This window comes from Malonomonas rubra DSM 5091 (assembly GCF_900142125.1).
In the GTDB taxonomy this organism is placed as follows: Bacteria; Desulfobacterota; Desulfuromonadia; order Desulfuromonadales; family Geopsychrobacteraceae; genus Malonomonas; species Malonomonas rubra.
Window position 1 is genome coordinate 1 of the sequence record NZ_FQZT01000011.1, and the last position, 20294, is coordinate 20294.

Annotated in this window: 17 protein-coding genes; 6 read left to right on the top strand and 11 right to left on the bottom strand. The window is 49.4% G+C overall.

Translation table 11 applies throughout. From position 1 onward, the window contains the following. The coding region (locus BUB13_RS13555) for a type II toxin-antitoxin system RelE/ParE family toxin (protein ID WP_072909314.1) at positions 1-210 on the top strand (210 nt) is incomplete at its 5' end. 298 nt (positions 211-508) lie between these two features. Here the strand turns inward: BUB13_RS13555 and BUB13_RS13560 are convergent. From BUB13_RS13560 to BUB13_RS13570, 3 genes are all read right to left on the bottom strand, one after another. Beyond that, positions 509-3493, bottom strand: coding sequence for an NAD-glutamate dehydrogenase domain-containing protein (locus BUB13_RS13560; protein ID WP_084092131.1), 2985 nt, complete (start codon positions 3491-3493; stop codon positions 509-511). Between the two features lie 42 nt (positions 3494-3535). Then, positions 3536-4567, bottom strand: a complete 1032-nt coding sequence (locus BUB13_RS13565; RefSeq protein WP_072909315.1) for a succinylglutamate desuccinylase/aspartoacylase family protein — start codon at positions 4565-4567, stop codon at positions 3536-3538. Between the two features lie 148 nt (positions 4568-4715). Next, positions 4716-5933: a RimK family alpha-L-glutamate ligase gene (locus BUB13_RS13570; RefSeq protein ID WP_072909316.1), complete on the bottom strand. Its 1218-nt coding sequence runs from the start codon at positions 5931-5933 to the stop codon at positions 4716-4718. A 361-nt stretch (positions 5934-6294) separates the two neighbouring features. Here BUB13_RS13570 and dnaK point away from each other — a divergent pair, with 361 nt between their 5' ends. From dnaK to BUB13_RS13595, 5 genes are all read left to right on the top strand, one after another. Then, positions 6295-8211: a molecular chaperone DnaK gene (gene dnaK / locus BUB13_RS13575; protein WP_072909317.1), complete on the top strand. Its 1917-nt coding sequence runs from the start codon at positions 6295-6297 to the stop codon at positions 8209-8211. A 242-nt stretch (positions 8212-8453) separates the two neighbouring features. Next, complete coding sequence (gene htpX / locus BUB13_RS13580) at positions 8454-9341, top strand: protease HtpX (protein ID WP_072909318.1); 888 nt, start codon at positions 8454-8456, stop codon at positions 9339-9341. A gap of 145 nt (positions 9342-9486) precedes the next feature. Next, positions 9487-11328 (top strand): SLC13 family permease, encoded by a 1842-nt coding sequence (locus BUB13_RS13585; RefSeq protein WP_208610176.1) that lies wholly within the window; start codon positions 9487-9489, stop codon positions 11326-11328. Positions 11329-11552: 224 nt separating this feature from the next. Continuing rightward, positions 11553-12083 (top strand): YeeE/YedE thiosulfate transporter family protein, encoded by a 531-nt coding sequence (locus tag BUB13_RS13590; RefSeq protein WP_153305041.1) that lies wholly within the window; start codon positions 11553-11555, stop codon positions 12081-12083. Beyond that, positions 12080-12607 (top strand): DUF6691 family protein, encoded by a 528-nt coding sequence (locus BUB13_RS13595; protein ID WP_072909319.1) that lies wholly within the window; start codon positions 12080-12082, stop codon positions 12605-12607. The genes BUB13_RS13590 and BUB13_RS13595 overlap by 4 nt, the downstream gene beginning before the upstream one ends. Before the next feature lie 140 nt (positions 12608-12747). Here BUB13_RS13595 and BUB13_RS13600 read toward each other — a convergent pair whose 3' ends face one another. From BUB13_RS13600 to BUB13_RS13635, 8 genes are all read right to left on the bottom strand, one after another. After that, entirely contained in the window at positions 12748-13338 is a 591-nt protein-coding gene (locus BUB13_RS13600; protein WP_072909320.1) for a DUF2179 domain-containing protein, read from the bottom strand. Positions 13339-13672: 334 nt separating this feature from the next. Beyond that, the gene (gene mgtE, locus BUB13_RS13605) at positions 13673-15034 is read right to left on the bottom strand and encodes a magnesium transporter (protein WP_072909321.1); all 1362 of its coding nucleotides are present in this window, start codon (positions 15032-15034) and stop codon (positions 13673-13675) included. Positions 15035-15114: 80 nt separating this feature from the next. Further along, entirely contained in the window at positions 15115-16236 is a 1122-nt protein-coding gene (locus BUB13_RS13610) for a M20 family metallopeptidase (RefSeq protein WP_072909322.1), read from the bottom strand. 2 nt (positions 16237-16238) lie between these two features. Beyond that, positions 16239-16739, bottom strand: a complete 501-nt coding sequence (locus tag BUB13_RS13615; protein WP_072909323.1) for a GNAT family N-acetyltransferase — start codon at positions 16737-16739, stop codon at positions 16239-16241. A 40-nt stretch (positions 16740-16779) separates the two neighbouring features. Continuing rightward, positions 16780-17232, bottom strand: a complete 453-nt coding sequence (locus BUB13_RS13620; RefSeq protein ID WP_072909324.1) for a phosphate-starvation-inducible PsiE family protein — start codon at positions 17230-17232, stop codon at positions 16780-16782. A gap of 109 nt (positions 17233-17341) precedes the next feature. Then, positions 17342-18361 carry a DUF21 domain-containing protein gene (locus BUB13_RS13625; protein ID WP_072909325.1) on the bottom strand — a complete coding sequence of 340 codons (1020 nt, stop codon included), beginning with the start codon at positions 18359-18361 and terminating at the stop codon, positions 17342-17344. 55 nt (positions 18362-18416) lie between these two features. After that, entirely contained in the window at positions 18417-19391 is a 975-nt protein-coding gene (locus tag BUB13_RS13630; RefSeq protein WP_072909326.1) for a calcium/sodium antiporter, read from the bottom strand. Continuing rightward, on the bottom strand, positions 19391-20281 hold the full coding sequence (locus BUB13_RS13635) for a mechanosensitive ion channel family protein (RefSeq protein ID WP_072909327.1): 891 nt from the start codon (positions 20279-20281) through the stop codon (positions 19391-19393). Before BUB13_RS13635 ends, BUB13_RS13630 begins: the two co-directional genes overlap by 1 nt. Between the last annotated feature and the right edge of the window lie 13 nt (positions 20282-20294).

A 20294-nucleotide genomic window follows, 5' to 3' on the forward strand; every position in this document is an offset into this window, starting at 1 on the left:
GAGATTGGCGAGCGCTTCTTACGGGAAATAGTTGCGCTGGTAGAGGAGTTGCCCACCCATCCAGATCGAGGGCGGATGGTTCCCGAATTCAACCAACCATCACTCAGGGAGTTAATCCATCCCCCCTTTCGTATAGTTTATCGTCGAGGAGAACAGCGGATTGCCATCGTTCGTGTCTGGAGAAGTGAGCGGTTGATGAAACTGCCTTAGTGCCCCCCCCTCAGCAGATTGCGTTTTCAAAAATCGCCGACTTTTGACTAGAAATTTCCTCCACCGCTAAGTGGCTGAAAAGAGCGAAACCAGCAAGCCCTGGTCACTACGGCAGGACCTGTGGGAAAATACTGGCTACATCCGCTGTAATTCCAAGTAGTTGCTTGGGCCGATTGCCTTTTACAAATGTCCTGTCACTGAAAACGACCCTCAAAACGGGCTATTTTGGCCTACCGACTGAGCTAAGTTTTAAAAATGACCAGAATTAGCAGTCGCTTCCCCTCTAATGAGCAAAGAACTAAAAATTCCGGCGCAGGTGTCCATTTAGCATCAATTCGTATTCCGCGTCACGATCCTGCCGATAAACTAAAGACGAAGCAATCTCACTGGCCAAGATCGCCGCTTGGTACTTGGGGGGAAGCTGTCCGATGCGTTGCCGATAGCGTGGCGATTCACGCAGAATTCTCGGAAGATGGGCCAACAGGGCATTGCGATAAAGTTTCTTTTTACCCAGTTCAGGACGTTTTTGGAAATAATCGAATAGCCGTGCGTAGTGCTCATTCATTTCTTTCGAAAGCCCAACCGAAATATCGGTATAACTCTGAGTCCCATCGAATTCTTTGTGCCTCCGGAAGATTAGTTTTGCTTCGTCGGCAGCACGCTTTTCGAGGATCTCAAGGACATCGCCAACATACTGCTCCTTGTTGGCAAAAAACTCTTTCTCTGTCAGAAGAAGGTTGGCAATAATTTCATACGAGGAAGAAATGACACCACATTTGTTGGCAGAGGCATCTCGCATGACAATCACACCGGCCGCCTGAAGGTGATTTCGGGCGTCAGGAGTAATAAATGAATTTGCACCTTCGATAATGGCTTTGGAACTTGGCTTACCGTCAGACAGATATTGTTTCCAGTTGCCTCCATGAATCGTTTCCGGCCGCCCACCGGCTGGTATGAAGATATCTGCCTGAACATCGAAAACCAGTTTATTGAATAAGCGATAGAACTCATCGACAGTGATCCATTCTTCAAGCAATTTATTGCCCTGGCGTGTCACTTTACGATGCAGTTCACGCAGGCCTTCCCGCTTTGTTTGGCTGCGAAAGATCATCATGCCGCCATCGTGTAGCGACTCAGGGTTGAACTTATCAATATCGCTCTTCAAAATGACGTCCCGCAATGCCTGGTGATCAGCACCTATGGGATCAACTAACGCCCCGGTTCCATCGAGTATTAAACAAATTTGTACCTTCGGGGAACGTTCCAACAGCAGGCGCAGTCCATTGCCAGCGACGTCACCACCCGGGCCACCGGTGATTTTGACACTGAATGGATCTTTATGCGGATTAATGCCAAGATTATCGAGGGTGATTTCAGCAAAGCGGATGACGCCGGTCGAGGTGACACCATATTCTTTGTGGTTGATGCCAAACTGCTTACTCGACATGACACCAGGACCGAGCAGATAACCACGCTTTTCAGAAATACGTGCAATCAATTCGATCATCTCATCGTGCATGTTTTCGTCCGGCCCCAATTCGATTGGTTCGTCTTCGCCGTAATAGTCAACCACTCTTGGTTCTTTGGCTTTTCCTTCCTCAGTGATAAAAATATCGAGGAAGGCTTGAATAAAGCCGTATTGCAGCTTGTATAGTCGCCGCTTTACGGTTTCAGGATCATTCAGGTCGGCGGCGTCAAGAGCAACGACCATCTTGGAGCCACCTTCATAGATATCTTTATTTTTCAAATGTTGGGTGTGTGCCAGGACATAGTTCTCACGAAATAACGTGTTGGCACTGGTGATGTATTCATCACGATTTTTCGCCATGACGGTCCGCCATCCACCACGGGCAATATCTGAAAAACCGATATGATAACCACAGCCATGGCGACCAAAAAAGAAGGTGACACGAAAGGGCCTTTCCGGTGGAAGGTCCGACGTAAACTCTGTCCCTAACTCATCCAGATAGGCAGGATCAAGACGAAAAGCCAGGGCGTGTTTGGCACTGACAAAGAAGTTGCTTTTCAATGTATGAGAAATGAATGTCAAGCAGCAGTTAAAAACCGTCTTTCTGATCCCATCCAAATAGGCATTTCCGGTATTATATTCAGCGATTGACTTTTTTAATTCTCTTAGATCTCGCTGATAAGCGTCCTCACGTCCTGGCAGGTGTGGCTCAAAACGAATGCGGAACAAGGCCACCAGCCGCAATGTCATTTCCAAATCGGCGGCAAAAACCCTTTCGACTTCTGGATAATCAAACCGGTCTGGCTGATTGTGTGCCAATGAGGTGTGGCAAAAAGCCGTGAAGGCATTCACCAGCGAAGCATCTGTGCCGGCCAACTTGCCCTTCACAACAAAACGTTGATAATTTGCCATCTCAGTCGAAAGAATTTGCGTATTGAACAACTCCTGCTCAAGTTCATTGTAGAGAAAACCATCGCGATCCAGCAGAGTTTTATTCTCGCCGCCCAGATAAAATGTTCCAAGAAAATATGGGTGCAATCCGTTATGAATGGTCAGGCAATAGGCGCGTTTAACTCCCAAATCAAGACGCTTGAAAGCCTCCATTGTTTGCTCAAGAAAGTCAATTTGCGGAGGATTCGCAGCTGCAAACATGACCCGGTACTCAGGCTTGTCCAAAATTTCTTCTGCCGACTCGATATCAAAATAAACACCACCATGAGCAATCGCCTGATGATAAATCCAGAGGCACTGAGCGACCCGCCTGGCTGGAGAGTGGCGCACATACTCTGCATTATTCAACCAGAGCATTCTCAATTCTTTTTTAAACCGGCTGAAATCGTAGCGTGGGTAACGCTTTTTCAATGCTGCGCGTATTTCTTTTTGTAAGCGTTCGGGAATTCGAACCTCATCCTCAACAACGATATCTTCAGCCGTCCGACGATCAAATTCAAACCGTTGCAACTCCAGCTCTTTTCCAACATCAGGGATGGGAGCATACGAATGAGTAAACTGGGCATAAGAAATTTCCCGTTCCCGTAGGAACTTCAGTGTCTCGTATAAAGAACCGGGTTGATTCAGCCGTGCCAGAATAAGTGTTTTTTCCGTGTCGCGGAGCACCAGACGTTTATTGTTTTCTAGCTTCTGCAGTTGCAGCGCTAAAGAACCAATCGCCTCGGCTTCATCGTGCATAGTGATCGACAGGTAGGGATGCATCTGTTCCTGAAGCCATTGCAGATTTGCATCAGCAGCCAAACAATGTGATTTAATAGATTTTGAAACCTTATTGAACCAACGAGCTTTTATTTCTCCAACCATGTCAGCCTCTTTAATTACCAGTAATTATGATGCGAAAGGTCTTTATCGAACCAAGCCAAAATCTTCTTCAGTTAAAGAAGATTGAAGCTCCTTCAATTCACACTCTGCTTCACCAGGACAGGGCAATTTTGCCAGATGAATCAGGGCGTCACCTTCATGGGCCAATGGAAGGTTTAGCTGTCCGATATTCATCCCAGAAAATGGGGCATGAACCTCTTCTTGATCACTTCCGAAAGGATTACTCAAAACACCAAGCAAATCCCCTTGTTTAACAAAATCTCCCAATTTAACTTTCAGTGAGAAAGTTCCGCTCATACTCGCCCGGACCCAACTGGTCCGATCAGTAATAATCGGGGAACGCTGCTGTTCATTCTGATCTGGGGGAAGCATGCCGAGATGACACATCGAATTGAGTATCCCTTTTAGTCCTGTCTGAATGGCGGTTTCGTCAAAAGACAGTGCTTCTCCTCCCTCATACACCAATACCGGTTTCCCCAGCGCTGCAACCACTTCACGTAAAGACCCTTCGCGCAACTCAGAGGGCACTACAATCGGTGCCCCAAAAGCTGAAGCCAATTCTATCGTATCAGGATCATCCAACCAGGCGCGGATCTGCGGCAAGTTGCTGCGATAATTGGACCCCGTATGCAAATCAATACCAAAATCACAGCGGCTTATGATTTCAGTCATAAACATGTGAGCAAGCCTTCCTGCTGAAGAGCCTTTTGCCGTGCCGGGGAAGGATCGATTCAAATCCCTTCGATCAGGCAGGTATCTGGACCTCTGAATAAAGCCGAACGGGTTAGCAACAGGAATGGCCAACAATGTGCCTCGCAATTGAGCTAGAGCCCGGCTGTCCAACAACCTACGAATGATCTCAACGCCATTGATTTCATCACCATGGACAGCGGCACTGACAAATAGGACAGGCCCACTGTTTTTCCCATGAACAACCTGAACCGGCATTGTCATGGCGTTGTTTGTATAAAGTCGAGCCATAGGCAACTCGATGGCTGTACGATCACCGGGTTCTAGGCAAATACCCCCAAACTTAAAGGAGCAAGCTGGTTTCATCCGTTTCCCCCTGTTCCAGGACTACAAAAATATGAAAAGGATCACTTTATACGCCATCGACGGCGATTATGAACTTAAGTCGCCATCCCAGAATTCTGAAGTAGAGCCTTGTACTCCACACTTTGCAGACTGTCACTATAATAGCCAGTTATTCATCTGCTATCTTGAGTGTTTGTTCAGCTACTGGCAAGGACGGCAAAGACTTAACCTTCGGTCTGCGCTTTTTGGTCGTTTTCGAAGGGATCAGATCACGCATTAATTCTAGCTTTCCAAAACATAGAAGCCGATCCCCGGCCTCTAAAACCCTCTGTGAGCGAGGGTTCGGAATAACTTTTGTCCCTTGGCTAAGCGTCAGAACGACAATATCTTTGTCACGCAACCCCGATTCACTGATCGTTTTGCCGATAAAATCAGAACCTTCAGGAACGTGAACCTCTGCCACACCATATCCACGACTCACGGTCAGGCGCTGTCGCAAATCAATCTCTGGGAAATTAACCTGAGCCGCGATGTAATCAATAATGGCACCAGCGATATCAAGCTGAGTGCAACGTTCAATGCCCTCCAACCCAGGTGATGAGTTCACCTCCATTATTTGCGGGCCGCTTTTACTCTCCAACAAATCAACGCCCGCAACGTGTAAGCCCATAATTTGAGCTGCCCGTACGGCAGTTTCTCGATAAACCTCATCAAGCTCAACCAGTTCAGTCACACCACCACGATGTACATTGCTGCGGAATTCCTGTCCTTGCGCAACTCGGCGCATGGCACCAACGACCCGGTCACCAACCACAAAAGCTCGAACATCACGTCCTTTGCTCTCGGCCACAAATTTCTGTATCAGAATGTTTTGTTTCTGGCTTTGCAGGAGCTCAATGATCGCCTCAGCTGATTTTACAGTTTCAGCAAGCAATACACCGATTCCCTGAGTTCCTTCCAGCAGCTTAATAACGACCGGTGCGCCACCAACGCGAGCAATAGCCGGCAATACATCTTTCTTGTCGCGAACGAATGTCGTCTGCGGGATACCGATGTGATGCCTACTGAGAATTTGTAAGCTCCGCAATTTGTCGCGCGAATTAGAAATGCCTGCCGAGGAGTTAGCACAAAACACATCCATCTGTTCAAACTGCCTGACCACAGCAGTGCCAAAGTAAGTAATCGAGGCACCAATTCTCGGGAGAACGGCGTCGTACTGCGAAAGTTGCTTTTGCCGATAAAAAAGGTCCGGGTCTCCCTGCTCAAGATCTATCGCGAACTTGAGTGTGTTTAAAACTTTAACGCTGTGGTTACGTTGCTCTGCTGCTTCACGAAGCCGACGGGTGCTGTAACATCTCGGGTTGCACGATAGAATTCCAAGTTTCATATTGCCTCTCTGAGAGCTGGATGATTTAAAAATCAAAAACAGATGATTCGGCGAATTAAAAATAGATTGACTCTCAGTATAACACTCCTAACCACGAACCTTACGTCCATGGGACTTTTTGCATAGGGCATTCTATTTCCTGCTCTTTTATCAGTCAGTAGACAGAAGTGTCGCAACCACTGTCGCATGCGACACTTACTGCGACAGGTGCAGCGTCGCAAGTTTTTCCCATCAAACGACAAAGGCCCTATTTCTGGTAGTTTGATATTGGCATGACCTTTGAGTAATGAACGGAAGATGATTTATAAACCAAATCCTGACATCGAATTTCAGGAGATCACAACTCGAAGGAGACAAGCAAATGGGAAAAATTATCGGAATTGACCTAGGAACCACAAACTCTTGCGTTTCTATCTTAGAAGATGGCAAGCCGAAAGTTATCGAGAACAGTGAAGGAGCCAGAACGACACCTTCAGTCGTTGCATATTCTTCCGACAACGAAGTTCTTGTTGGGCAGACCGCCAAGCGGCAGGCTGTGACCAACCCTGAGAACACTCTATTTGCCATCAAACGGTTAATCGGCCGTCGGCATGACGACCCTATGGTCGCCAAAGACAAAGGGATGGTTCCGTACCAGATTGTCAAAGCGAAGAACGGTGATGCCTGGGTTAAGGCAGGAGGCAAAGAGTTGTCTCCCCAGGAAATTTCAGCAAAAATTCTGCAGAAGATGAAGAAGTCGGCAGAAGACTATCTCGGAGAAGCTGTAACTGATGCGGTAATTACCGTCCCAGCGTATTTCAACGACTCACAGCGGCAGGCCACCAAGGATGCTGGAGAGATCGCCGGGCTGAATGTGAAGCGGATCATCAATGAGCCGACCGCTGCAGCTCTGGCCTACGGTCTGGATAAAAAAGGTGACCAGAAAATAGTTGTCTACGACCTTGGTGGTGGCACCTTCGACATCTCGATCATTGAGATAGCCGACGTTGAAGGAGAGCAGCAGTTCGAGGTGCTGGCAACCAACGGCGACACCTTTCTTGGCGGTGAGGACTTCGACACCAAACTGATTGAGTTTATCTGTGCCGAGTTCAAAAAAGAATCTGGGATCGATCTTCGTGGCGACCAGATGGCGCTACAGCGCCTGAAAGAAGCAGCAGAAAAGGCCAAGATCGAGCTATCGACCACTGAGCAGACCGACATCAATCTGCCCTTTATCACTGCTGATGCCAGCGGTCCCAAGCATCTCAACCAGAAGATCACTCGGGCCCGTTTTGAATCGCTGGTGACTGAACTGGTCGAGAGAACCATCGCACCCTGTAAGCAGGCCCTTGCGGACGCTCGACTAAAAGCAAGCGAGATCGATAGCGTAATTTTGGTTGGCGGTCAGACCCGTATGCCACTGGTTCAGCAGAAGGTCAAGGATTTCTTCGGTAAGGAGCCGCGCAAGGACGTTAACCCCGACGAGGCGGTTGCGATCGGTGCAGCGGTACAAGGTGGTGTGCTCGGTGGCAGCGTTAAGGACGTCCTGCTGCTTGATGTCACCCCGCTGTCTCTCGGCATCGAAACCCTGGGCGGCGTGATGACCAAGCTGATTGAAAAGAACACCACCATTCCAGCGCAGGCCAGCCAGGTATTTTCGACCGCAGATGACAATCAAGCGGCTGTCACCGTACATGTCCTGCAGGGAGAACGAGAGCAGGCACAACACAACAAGTCCCTTGGCCAGTTCAATCTGGAAGGGATCAACCCGGCTCCACGTGGCGTCCCGCAGGTTGAGGTCAAGTTCGACATCGACGCTAACGGCATCCTCAATGTGTCAGCCACAGATAAAGTGACAGGCAAGGAACAATCAGTGGTTATCAAGGCGTCAAGTGGCTTGAGTGAAGCAGAGATTGAGCGGATGGTCCGCGAGGCAGAAACCCACGCAGACGAAGACCGTCGTTTCCACGAACTGGTGAGTGCCCGTAACCAGGCAGAAGCGCTGGTCCATTCCACTAACAAGGCGCTGGAAGAAGCTGGCGACAAAATTGATGCCGGAGAAAAGGCATCAATTGAAGCGTTGATCCAAACACTTGAAGCGGCCATAAAAGGAGACATCAAGGAAGAGATCGAGTCCAATAGCAAGCAACTGAGCGAAGCATCGGCCAAGTTGGCAGAGAGACTCTCCGCTCAGCCTGATACTCAGGAACAGGGTTCACCTCACACCGGCAACGCAGAAGAGGGTGTGATCGACGCCGAGTTTGAAGATCTCTCCAACAAAAAAGAGAACGCAGCCTGAGCAGCATAAATCTGTCAGGTGGCAGAAAGAAAAGCCAGATGCGCCGCAGATCCTCGTTAAAGGTTCAAATTTTAGGCAGAACAGGCTGTTTATGGAGAACCGGTGAGGATTTGCGGCGGCAATCTGGCTGCTGATTATAGTGCAGAAGTTTATAACTTGTGCCAGATGTAATGCTAGAATTAAAAGGTAGACAATACTTTCTTGCAAAGGCTCTGACATGATTTTTACTAAGGGACAGTGACATGAAAAGAGTGATGTTGTTTGTAGTAACTAACCTCGCCATTGTTTTCGTCCTCGGCATCGTGCTCAGTCTCTTCGGAGTCGGACAGATACTCGATGAACAGGGAGTTGGCCTGGATCTCTACAGCTTGCTGGTTTTTGCATCCGTATTCGGGTTCGGTGGCTCACTGATTTCACTGGCCATCTCAAAGTGGACCGCCAAGCGTATGACAGGTGCCCAGGTCATCACGACCCCAGGTAACGACGTTGAAGCCTGGTTGGTACAAACTGTCAGCAGGCAAGCTGAACTGGCGGGAATTGGAATGCCTGAAGTCGCAATCTATGAAGCCGCGGACGTTAATGCTTTTGCAACGGGCATGAACCGGAATAACGCGTTAGTCGCAGTCAGTACTGGGTTGTTGCGTTCGATGAATCGAGATGAGGCTGAGGCAGTCTTAGCCCACGAGGTGAGCCATGTTGCCAACGGAGACATGATTACCCTTGCTCTCGTCCAAGGGATCGTTAATACTTTTGTCATCGTCGCATCGAGAGTTGTAGGCCATCTGGTCGACAGGGTCGTGTTCAAGACTGAGCGTGGTCATGGCCCCGCTTTCTATCTCACCTCTATCGTGGCACAACTTCTTTTCGGCATCCTCGCCAGCATTATAGTTTTCTGGTTCAGTCGGCAGCGTGAATTTCGTGCTGATGCCGGTAGCGCCGCATTGGTCGGAAGAGAAAAGATGATTGCGGCCTTGGAAAAACTAAAGCGTAATGCCGATCAGCCTCACCTCCCTGACCAAATGGCCGCCTTTGGCATCTCCGGCGGTATTGGTCAAGGCTTAAAGCGGTTCTTTATGACCCACCCGCCTCTTGAGGAACGGATTGAAGCGCTGAGGGAAAATGCACATTAGGCTGGCAGTTTTTACGGGTGCAAATAAGAAAGACAGTAACATACTCGACCATGACTCAGGTGCTTATGAATAAAGTGCCTGAGTCATGGTCGAGTTCAAGACCCTTCATCATCGATCGTGATTCGTATAAGACTTGGAGACCTTGATGATTAACTTCCCTCCCCCTCCGAATCTTCACGCAATAGCAGTGCTTATCCTTGCTTTTTTCGCGCTGATTCTATTTACCCGAAAAAATCTACCTCTTGAAACCTCAAGCTTTGCCATCTTGATTTTGCTGACGATTGGATTCGAGATATATCCTTTTCATTCAGGCAATACGGTTTTGCACGCTGTGGATTTTTTTCATGGGTTCGGTCACGAGGCACTGGTAGCGGTTTGTGCACTGATGATTGCAGGTCAGGGTATCGTTCGCACGGGAGGCCTTGAACCAGTCGGCAGGGGGCTTGCCCGTTTATGGAAAATCAGCCCGAGCGTTTCCCTGTTACTCACACTACTGGTTGCCGCTTTCATAAGCGCCTTCGTAAACAATGTTCCTATAGTCGTGTTGCTTCTTCCAATTTTGATCAGCGTCTCCATTCGAACAAATGTCAAAGCATCCTCCGTCCTTATGCCGATGGGATTTGCGACCTTACTGGGTGGGACTTGTACCGCCATAGGAACCTCAACAAACCTTTTAGTTGTCTCGGTTGCAGCAGATATGGGAGTCAGGCGTCTGGAAATGTTCGACTTCCTTGTTCCTGGGGCAATTGCTGCAGGAATAGGAATTGGCTACCTTTGGCTAATTGTTCCGCGGATCATGCCGGAACGGAAACTTGCCCTGGCAGACACATCTCCGAGGATCTTCACTGCGCACCTTGCAATTCTGGAAAAGAGTTCCAGCATTGGAAAAACCCTTGCAGAGGCAATAAAAACTGTGGATGGAGGGATAAAGATTAAAGGCATTAGGCGCGGGACTGACAGTTTCACGATGCCTCTTCCCAGCGTGGTTCTGAAAAGTGGCGACCAACTGATCATTCATGACACGCCGGAGCGCCTCAAAGAAATCGAACAGTTATTGAACGGAACACTTTACCAGGACGAGACCCTGGGCAGCCCGATCGATGATGACCACCCGCTAAAGGCAGAAGACCAGCAGGTCGCTGAAATAGCGGTTGTTCAAGGCTCACACCTACAAGGGAGGACTTTAGATGGAATCCACTTTGCCGATCGTTATGGGGTTATCGTCCTGGCCATCCACAGAGCAGGAAAACATCTAAAGAAGGGATTCGACACGATAAGTGAAACCCGCCTTCAAGTCGGGGACATTCTCTTGGTTCAAGGGCCACGCGAACAAATTACCAGCCTGAAAAAAGAGAAAGAAATCCTCGTGCTCGACGCCACTGTAGACTTGCCTTTCACGAAAAAAGCTCCCTTGGCCCTTGGCATTATGCTGGCTATTATTGTAACAACAGCATTCGGCTTCTTACCGATAGCTATCAGCGCATCATGTGGCGCCCTGATTATGATAATATTTGGCTGTTTGGGATGGCGAGACGCCACCAAGGCATTAAGTACTCAGGTTGTTATGATTGTTGTCTCCAGTTTGGCTCTTGGGTCTGCGTTGCTGCAAACAGGAGGAGCTGAATATTTAGCGCAATTGTTTTTGGCCATTGGTGGGAACGCGTCACCATCTTTTATGCTCAGTGGGCTTATGCTTTTGATGGCAATTCTAACCAACGTTGTCTCTAACAATGCCACTGCTGTCATGGGTACTCCTATCGCAATTTCCATTGCAGCCCAGATGGATCTGCCTGCCGAGCCGTTTGTCCTGGCGGTCTTGTTCGGGGCAAATATGAGTTTTGCCACGCCAATGGCCTATAAAACGAACCTCTTGGTTATGAATGCCGGGGAATATACCTTTAACGATTTTCTTCGCATTGGGATACCGTTGGTTCTGATTCTATGGGCAACACTTTCCTGGGTTCTTCCAAACCTCTATGGCATTTGACAAAAAGCTCTTCGTTTTCAACAACGTCTACCCCACAGATGGGCTGTTTCTATAGATAATTTCCCAGCATGTAATGGAGTTCCCATTATCAAGACAAAGGCCTCCTAGAAATCTATTTAGCAACTTCTCTTGCGGGGCACATTGATTCTTTCGTAGCTTGTCGTACAATAAAGTCTGAAAAGATATTTTTCCAAATAAACAGCGGTCTCTAGGGAGGTAGTTCAATGTCAAAACAACTGCTCGAAGACAAAGGGTGGAATCCCTATTTAGCGGGTTCTCTTTCAGGAATTGTATCGGTCTTGTCCGTTTGGATAGCTGGGCAGTTTTTGGGAGCCTCAACGACATTTGTTCGCTCAGTCGGCTTGTTGGAGCAACTCTTTTCTTCCGAGCGAGTTGGACAAATGGAGTATTTCATCAAAACCACCCCAAAGATTGATTGGCAGTGGATGTTCGTTGTTGGCATTTTTATTGGTGCACTAATCGCCGCAAAAACTTCAAACTCTTTTCGATGGGAAGGTTTGCCAGATTTATGGCAGCAACGCTTCGGCCCAAAGAGCAAAGCCAAACGAGCGATTTTTGCTTTTTCGGGTGGTGCCATTGCGATGTACGGAGCACGCCTGGCTGACGGCTGACCGAGCGGTCACGGGCTGAGCGGTTCGCTCCAGCTAGCTATCAGCGGTTTTATTTCTCTGGCCTGTTTCTTCATCGGTGGGATGCTTATCGCACATATCATCTATGGGAGGAGGCCATTATGAAAATGCTGGCATATGGAATGATTACAGGTATAGCATTCGGTTTTCTTCTTCAAAAAGGCCGCGTGCTGCGTTACGACAAACAACTTGGCGCACTCCTTTTAAAGGATATGACAATCATCAAATTTATGCTTTCTAGCGTCTTGGTTGGGATGGTTGGAGTGTATTTGTTGGTTGATTTTGAACTTGCGAAACTGAGTATCAAAGCAACGGTACTGGGCGGAAACATTGTCGGTGGATTGATATTTGGTATTGGCTGGGGGCTGCTGGGCTATTGTCCTGGCACATCAGCCGGCGCGTTGGCAGAGGGCCGATGGGATGCTCTTTGGGGTATTCTGGGAATGTTGGCAGGAGCAGCGGTTTTTGCTGAAACATTTTCGTTTATGAAGAAAACTGTCCTGACTTGGGGGGACTTTGGAAAAATTACACTCCCAGCAATTTTGGGCATAAATCATTGGATAATTATCGTACTCGCAATTATCGGTGGCCTCGCCCTTCTAAGGTTCTTCGAACGTAAGGGATTATAACTTATTGTGCCATCCGGAAAATCCGGATGGCACAATAACCCAACTGGGCTCGAACTCAGAACCCTTTGTTTTTATTTGATTTAGAAGAAATCATTTGGCGATAAATAATTATTCTAGAAAATGAAATTTTCGCCTTAAAACTACTTCCTCTGCTGCGTCCCGATTACGGGACTTTTCTGCGACGGGATCGGGGGATAGAAAACTGAGCCACTGGCAAAGCGGACATCCTCGATGGAATAGAAGGCATTCGGGCATTGCTCCTTGATAACAGCTATGACTTTAGCGAGCTTCTTCCGCTTTACCAGAGTAAAAACAACTTTGACATTACCAATGTCGCCCTGCCCTTGAACACTGGTGACCCCATAGCCAGCGGTGCGTAAACTGCTGACCAACTTCGGTGCTTCAGCCCTGGTGATGACACGGATAAGCAAACTGCCGAGAGCAATCCGCTCCTCAAGAGCAATACCGACAAAATTTCCGACGGCGAACCCCAAGGCAAAAGCAACATAGGTCTGCCAATCCCCGAGGTTCTGCATCACTTTACTGATCGCCAGTATCCAGATCAGCGATTCAGCGAAACCGAGGATTGCAGACCAGTATTTCAGACCCTTGGATACAAAAATGATCCGCAAAGTGCCGACACTGACATCCAGTATTCGGGCAAAGAAAATCAAAAACAGCAATATCAATTGATCAATGCCTGAAGAAACAGGAACGGCAACCTCAAGCATTGTCAGCCTCTTTCAGGCGTGAAGAGGTATGACAGAAACAGGATTCCGCAGAAAAGTCTTCTGATGAGACGACGAGAGCAGGCATAAGCATAACCCTTTATTGGTCGGATGAATAATCTACAAACGAGATCGTTTAGTGTTACCGGGTGCCTGGGGCTATGGCGATAAAAAGCGACCGCTTTCTATGCTTCGTCTTGCGCGTTCCCGAGAGTGAGCAGGGCTCTGTGGATGCGGGTTTTACTCCTGTTTTTACAGGCTGTCAACAGCGAAATCGCATCCTGTATTTTTATCCGGTTCGCCACGGATTTAGTTGCATTCGCCAGCGGACAATTGACTAGAGCTTATCCAGAACCAACGCTGCAAAACTGAGGACGAAAAAGAACCCGCACATATCGGTGACCGTGGTTAGCAGTGGACTGGAAACCAGTGCAGGATCGAGTTTTGCCCGCTTCAGCAGCAGCGGAATTGCGCCACCGAGGGAAACGGCCACAATGGTGTTGACCGCCAGGGCGCCACCGACAACGAGGCCGAGAAACGGACTCCCTTTCCAGAGATAAGCGACAGCGCCAAGCAGGACCCCAAGTGCCAGCCCGTTGATGACACCGACGCTGGCCTCCTTGCCCAGTACCCGCAGTAGTTCTGTTGGGCGCACCAGCCCGAGGGAAAGCTCGCGCATACTGACCGCGACCGCCTGGTTGCCGGAACAGCCGCTCATGTCGCTGACCATCGGCAGAAAAACCGCCAGAGCAATTGCCGCAGACAGGGTGTCCTGGTACAGGGCGATCACGCTGGCAGCGATGATATTCAGAACAATGTTCAGAGACAGCCAGGACAACCGCCGCCCCGAGCGAGCCAAAAGAGGCATGGAGCGGAACTCTTCGCCGCCGATAATACCCGACAGGCCGAGAAATTGCTGGGTGCTCTGTTTCTGGTTCGCCTCTTCAACCGCTTCAGGCAGAACGATGCCAAGCAATTTCTCATCGTCATTGACCACCGGGACGCCAAACAGGGCGTGTTCTTCAAAAAAGTTGCGCAAATCTTCCAACGATGCATCAACGCTGACTTTGTGCGGGCTGCTGATCATCAGGTTACTGAGTTTTTCGGTCCGTTTCGGGAACAGCAGATCGCGCATTCGCAGCACCCCACGCAGACGATTTTCATCATCGGTCACGTACAGGTACTGAACGTCATAGTAAGCGTAGTCTTCACGATTTTCCTGCAGGTCATCGAGAACATCCTGAACTCTCTGGTCGCCACGAAAGTCGAGATATTCCGACAGCATCAATCCACCGGCAGTATCGGCGGCGTAGGTTAAAAACTGTCGCGCTTCCTCCGCCTCCTCCGGGTCCATCTGCTCGATAATCGCATTGGCATCGTCCTGGTCCAGTTCACCAAGCAGGTCGGCGATGTGGTCGCTGTCGAGTTCCTCCAGAATGGCTGCCGCCTGCTCCGGAGGCAGCTCCTCTATGAGATCGGCGGCCTGGGTATCGGAGATGTCTTCGATCACTTCGGCAGCTTCTTCGGGGCGGAGCAACGTCAGCAAGCGACTTTGTTCTGCAGAATTAAGACGCGAGACAGCCAGTGCGGTATCCGCCGGGTTGATGCTGTTCAAAAAGGCATTGATCTGCTCCGGTTCATCGGCATTGATCAATTCCGACAACTGTTCCCAGAGCTTTTTACTTTCAATGGGGTGCATAACACGGTCCTGTTCTTCTGTTTACGACAAGCATTGTGGCGGACTCTGCCGCTTCGTTGCAGGATCGATTGAATTGGCCGCTAGCCGAGGGCCAGTGCAGAGTAAACCCTTGCCGCAGCTTTAACTTCTGCAAGGCTGGTTTGTTCATCAGCGGTGTGTGCCGTTTCCAGCGAGCCTGGCCCGAGGATGACCGGTTTGCAGCCCGCCTGGAAGAACAGGTTACCATCGGAATGGGAGCGGAAGGGAACGAATTCCAGCGGCAGGTTGAGACGCGGATAGACATCATCAAGAACTTTGTTCAGGAGGTCATCCGGCTCAAGCTGGTAGCCGGCCGCTTCAAAAGCGAAAGCGAATTCCAGGTCAAGATCTTTGATTGCCCGCCGGGCCTTGACCAGCACTGTCTCCAGCTTGCGCCGCACCACCGCAGGGTCAAGGTCGGGCGAAAGGTGCAAATCGATCATTGCCTCGCAACGATCCGGGACAACAAATCCAGCCCGCGAGGAGCTCATCTCACGGATGGAATAAACCAGTTTCGAGGATGTCGGATCGAGCAATGCAGACTGCTCGATCTGCAGCAGAACCCGCAACATCGATTCGATGGCGTTGTGTCCCAGTTCCGGTAACGATGAGTGAATACGCCGGCCCTGGGTGATCAGCGACACCTCCATGTAGCCGAAATGGTTTATGGCTGGCAACATTGAAGTCGGTTCACCGATGATAACCCGTTCGGGGCAGATCTCCTGCAAAAAACGCGCACTGCCATCGCCATTCTCCTCTTCTCCAACCACCAGTAGCAGACCGAGTGAGGGGCGTTGTTTCTCAGGCAGGGTTGCCAGTGCCAGCCAGGCTTCGACCATCGCCGCGCAACCGCCTTTCATATCGGCGCTGCCGAGTCCCCGGACAATCCCCCATTCTTCGACCGCGGCGTACTCTTCAATATCCCATGCAGCAACCGTATCAACATGCCCGACCAGATACAGCGACGGATCTGCCTGTCCCATAGTGGCAACCAGGTTGTAGCGTTCACCTTCGACCACCTGCCGTTGCACTGGGATCCCGGTACTGGTAAGCCGTTCTTCGAGGTAGAGCTGGATATCTTCCTCTTTTCCAGAGGGGGAGTAGATGTCGATCATCTCCATCAACGTATGACGCAGTCGATCTGGATTGATAGCATGCCAGACAAGTTCAAGTTGCTTGCTCATGCTCAGGCCTTTTGGCGTTTTTTACGCGACTTGGAAAGGTTGAGAGTCATGTAGACGTGCTGCTGAATGTTGTCAAACCCCTGCTTTTTAAAGAAATTGATGCCGGCCTCGTTGTCGGCGTCGGTGTCGATGATGATCATTCGCACCCCCTGCTCGACCATCCGGGCCTTGATTTCAGCAAACAGTTCCTTTCCAGCGCCACATTTCTGCAGGCCAGGCCGGGTTCCGATCCAGACCAGGTAGCCGTATTTCCAAGCTGAGTGCTGTTTTTCCACCGTCGTGCCCAGGGCGAAACCGACGACCTCGCCATTCAGTTCTGCGACGATGCAGAGCTCACTATCAGAATTAAACAGAGTGGTGATTTCATATTCATCCCAGGTCCGGTACATACTTGACGAATATTCAGAGGTAAAAAGTCGTTCGCCGAGATGAAATACTGCGGCGAGGTCATCTATGGTCATCACGCGGATGACAATCTCTTCAGAGACGAGTCTTTTAGCCATATAACACCATCGCTGTTTACCCTTAAGGAGTGAGTTGGCTTTAGTCAGCGTGAATCTTCTCATCGGTAGCGGCAATGATCTGCAATTCTCTCTGGAACATAAAAATAGAACCTATCCTTAGAATTGTAAGAACCAGCAACAACGCACTGAAAGCATATAGCTCAGCGGGGGAAGTTTTATGCTGAAAAGCCATTATCATTATTTCGCGAATGAAAAAAACAATTGCCGCATCGACGATGAACGTCATCCTTAAGCGATGGGTATGGAAATAATCCACAAGTGATTTTGACATTTCTACCAGCACAAAAAGCGTCAAAACGTCAGTGATTAAGTCCAGATACTTTCCGGTAACCCCCGGAACAAGAAAAGTGTTCCAAACATTCAGAAACATTTTGACGACACCAATCGACATGGCAAGGATAAGCACTAGTAAAATTGCCCCAAAGACAACATTACTGACTCTGCTGAAAATATGATTAATATCAAACTTCATAAATTTCTATCTTCCCATTTGAAAGGGTTCATATTTAACTATCCCCAAAATTCTATAGTCTAGTGAATAATTTAGCATGGGATATCGACTTTAGAACATTTGTTGTGATTCAAGGAGATGGCTTCAGTTTAGTTATCCCTTTAAGCAGCCGCCCTAGAATATCTGCCCCTGTAATGATCCGTTTTCTCTCTCCCCAGACAAGGACGACATCTTTATCAATCGGTTCATCGCTCGTATGGCTGTAGATTCCCTTCAACTGCAGAATGACTTCTCCCAAAGAGATTTTCAAATCTTTAACGACTATCGGAATATGACAACAGGTCCAGGGGTTAAAGTGACTTGGCCCAAGCAAAGCTCCCCGCAGAAATTTGTCTGTGTCTAAGACGAAACGGGGATTCCCGTGGGTATCGGTCAAAACGGCCCATTTTTTTTCCGAGACGGAAATTGATTGAATAAAAGAATCATCCTTTGTTTTTTCAAACTGCGGGAAGATGAGTTTGCCATCTCGGTCTTCAAGGCGCAGAATACTCTCCGGGATAATATCGACCCCCTCATCGATAACCATCAGGTCATCGATCGCAAGAAAGTTCATTGCGCCAATCCCCTCGACAGGTTCAACATCCGTTTCATCAGACGCAACATGGCGGCGCAGAATTTCCCGGATATCCTTTTCGCGAAAATACTGAATACTCTCTTTTCCAAGCCAGAGGTCGAGCAACATTGCGGAGGGCTTCGCTACCGGATAAAGCAGGTACTGGTAGAACCTCAATGCCGGACTGAGCAGAGCAGCCATACGTAGTGCGTGACGTGAGAAATAGGCCTGTGGTGCAATCTCTCCGGCAAGAGTGATGACGAAAGTTGAGAAAAGAAAACCGACTAGCCCGGTCATCACAGAATTGGATAACAGGGTCAGCAGAACGTTGATACTGACATTCCCCCACAGAATCGTCACCAGTAAAAAGTTTGAATCTTCCCGCAGGCGTAAAACCTTGGTCGCAGCTAGATTGCCGTGACTCATTTCAACTTCCAGCCGCAAGCGACTGATGCCGAAAAAAGCGAGATTCAGGCCGGAAAACATGGCCGACTGGCTAATACAAAAGAGAATTCCCAACCATGACAATACGTCCACAATCGCTCCAATTCTATAGATCGACTAACGGGTAAAAACCGTCAAAAAGATAAATTCAGGGGTTAATGACGCTGGCCACGAGATAAGTCGAATAGCCCAGATAAGCGGCCAACAGAATGATTCCCTCAATACGATTTACCCGGCCGGCCCGCCCTTTGAACCCGTAACAGATGGCAAACAGCGAAATCGTCAGCAGGAACATGGTCAACATATCCCGCGACAGCACCTCCGCCGGTGTTGCCAACGGCTGGATCATCCCGGCGATTCCGACAACGGCCAGAGTGTTGAACAAGTTTGAGCCGAGGACGTTACCCAGGGCAATATCGTGTTCCCCCTTACGGGTCGCAATGATTGAGGAGGCCAATTCTGGAAGGGAGGTTCCCACGGCGACGATCGTCAGCCCGATAACCAAATCACTGACGCCAAACCCCTGGGCAATCTCAACCGCTCCCCAGACCAGCATTCGGGAACTGGCAACCAGCAGCAATAAACCGATTATCAACCAAAACACCGAACGATTCATCGGCATACTGCGCTGATCAAGCTCGACTTCCATTTGCTGCCCCAATGAATCGCTTTTCTTTCGCATCCCCTGCCAGATAGCCCAGACGACCAACAGTAAAAAGCAGAGTAGCAGAGTCGCTGCATCAAAACGGCTGATTTGCCCATCCCACACCTGCCAGACAGCCAGCGCCGAAACCAGTGTCAGCAGAGGCAGTTCCTTTTTCAGCACCTGGGAGTGAACCGTTATCGGACTGATCAACGCAGTTAAACCGATAATCAGAGCAATGTTGGTGATATTCGAACCATAGGCATTGCCCAGAGCGATGCCAGGGTTTCCCTGAGAGGCCGAGAGCGCGGAAACAACCATCTCTGGTGCTGAGGTGCCAAAACCGACGACCAGCATGCCGATCAGCAACGGTGGCATACCGAAATGACCGGCAACAGAGGCTGACCCTTCGACAAAACGATCAGCGCTCCAAACCAGAAGAATTAATCCAAAAACAACCGCAATTGTCGGGAATAGCATCAGGGCGGCCCTTCTGAGGGGTTTTCTGAAGCTGCCGATTGCTGGTCGTTAGATACCATCCTGATCGGAAATGGTTCTGTCACACTCCCGGTATAAAGGGTGACATGGGGAAAAGGAATCTCGATCTGATGTTCGTCGAATGCCAGCTTGATCTCGTACTGAACACTGTTCTTCAAGTCGAGGAAGTTCTCCCGTTTGGCCCAGACCGAAAACTGCAGGTTCAAGGCAGAGTCGCCGAAACCCTGAAAAATGAACAATGGTTTTGGCTCTTCCAGGCTGAGCGGGTTTTTTTCAGCAACGGCGAACAGCACCTCACGTACCTTCTCGATATTCTCTTTGTAAGCAACGCCGATCTGCAGATCGAGCCGGCGGATCGGAAAACGGGTCAAAGTCGTCACCTCCGACTTGAGCATCGTTTCGTTCGGGATCCGGACAAAGAGATTGTCGAAAGTTCGCAGCTTGGCGGACAGCAGGTCGATCGACAAGACTTCGCCGGTTGTACTCCCGACCTTGATGATATCCCCGACACCGAATGGGCGCTCACCTAGCAGAAACAGTCCGCTGATCAGATTTGAAGCCGAGGTCTGCGAGGCGAAACCGATCGCCACCGAAAGGATCCCGGCGGCGCCAAGCAGGACCGAAAGATCGAATCCCATTTCGTTGAGTGCAGCGATCAGAAAAAACAGAAACAGAAAATAGAAGACCGCCCTCTGTAGCAGGATATGCTGGTGGGTTGAGGCATGCTTCTTTACCAGCTTGCCGATCGATTTCGAGGCAATCTTGGCGACAGCATAGCCAACCAGCAGAATCAGCAGTGCCTGAGCAGTGTTAAGCAGGGTCTCTGTCTCAACAACTTTACTAAACTTATTGATGTAACTTAGCCAATCCATCAGTGAACTCCGA

Coding starts and splice junctions, on each gene's coding strand:
- BUB13_RS13585 (WP_208610176.1), top strand. CDS start 9,487: ATGATTAACTTCCCTCCCCCTCCGAATCTTCACGCAATAGCAGTGCTT.
- dnaK (WP_072909317.1), top strand. CDS start 6,295: ATGGGAAAAATTATCGGAATTGACCTAGGAACCACAAACTCTTGCGTT.
- BUB13_RS13565 (WP_072909315.1), bottom strand. CDS start 4,567: ATGAAACCAGCTTGCTCCTTTAAGTTTGGGGGTATTTGCCTAGAACCC.
- BUB13_RS13630 (WP_072909326.1), bottom strand. CDS start 19,391: ATGCTATTCCCGACAATTGCGGTTGTTTTTGGATTAATTCTTCTGGTT.
- BUB13_RS13610 (WP_072909322.1), bottom strand. CDS start 16,236: ATGAGCAAGCAACTTGAACTTGTCTGGCATGCTATCAATCCAGATCGA.
- htpX (WP_072909318.1), top strand. CDS start 8,454: ATGAAAAGAGTGATGTTGTTTGTAGTAACTAACCTCGCCATTGTTTTC.
- BUB13_RS13595 (WP_072909319.1), top strand. CDS start 12,080: ATGAAAATGCTGGCATATGGAATGATTACAGGTATAGCATTCGGTTTT.
- BUB13_RS13615 (WP_072909323.1), bottom strand. CDS start 16,739: ATGGCTAAAAGACTCGTCTCTGAAGAGATTGTCATCCGCGTGATGACC.
- mgtE (WP_072909321.1), bottom strand. CDS start 15,034: ATGCACCCCATTGAAAGTAAAAAGCTCTGGGAACAGTTGTCGGAATTG.
- BUB13_RS13620 (WP_072909324.1), bottom strand. CDS start 17,232: ATGAAGTTTGATATTAATCATATTTTCAGCAGAGTCAGTAATGTTGTC.
- BUB13_RS13635 (WP_072909327.1), bottom strand. CDS start 20,281: ATGGATTGGCTAAGTTACATCAATAAGTTTAGTAAAGTTGTTGAGACA.
- BUB13_RS13570 (WP_072909316.1), bottom strand. CDS start 5,933: ATGAAACTTGGAATTCTATCGTGCAACCCGAGATGTTACAGCACCCGT.
- BUB13_RS13600 (WP_072909320.1), bottom strand. CDS start 13,338: ATGCTTGAGGTTGCCGTTCCTGTTTCTTCAGGCATTGATCAATTGATA.
- BUB13_RS13560 (WP_084092131.1), bottom strand. CDS start 3,493: ATGGTTGGAGAAATAAAAGCTCGTTGGTTCAATAAGGTTTCAAAATCT.